The 347-nt window shown below is 47.0% G+C and carries 1 protein-coding gene; it reads left to right on the forward strand.

Translation table 11 applies throughout. The features are described 5' to 3' along the window. Positions 1-347, forward strand: a 347-nt coding sequence (locus tag BN338_RS10395; RefSeq protein WP_039762345.1) for a tyrosine-type recombinase/integrase, incomplete at both ends; no start/stop codon positions are given.

Consider the following 347-nt stretch of genomic DNA (forward strand, 5'->3'; position numbering starts at 1 on the left):
TATTCCTGCTGAGAATATGAAAGGAAAGCGGGATGCTACAACAGAGTTTCGCGTTCCCTTATCAACAGAGGCATTAGAAATTCTCAAACAAGCGCGCTTGCTTTCTCGCAATGATTTCTTTTTCTCTGCAACCGGACGCGGTCCCCTTGGTGAGAATTGCATGTCAAACTATATGCAACAGATTGGACTTGAAGCCTGCCCCCATGGTTTTCGCTCTAGTTTACGCAATTGGCTTGCTGAAACAACCGATGCTCCCTATGAGGTCGCTGAAACTATTCTAAGTCATACGGTCGGAGGTAAAGTAGAGCGTGCTTATCGTCGTACTGACTATCTAGAACAGCGCCGCG

Origin of the sequence: Bartonella queenslandensis AUST/NH15 (genome assembly GCF_000312585.1) — a bacterium.
In the GTDB taxonomy this organism is placed as follows: domain Bacteria; phylum Pseudomonadota; class Alphaproteobacteria; order Rhizobiales; family Rhizobiaceae; genus Bartonella; species Bartonella queenslandensis_A.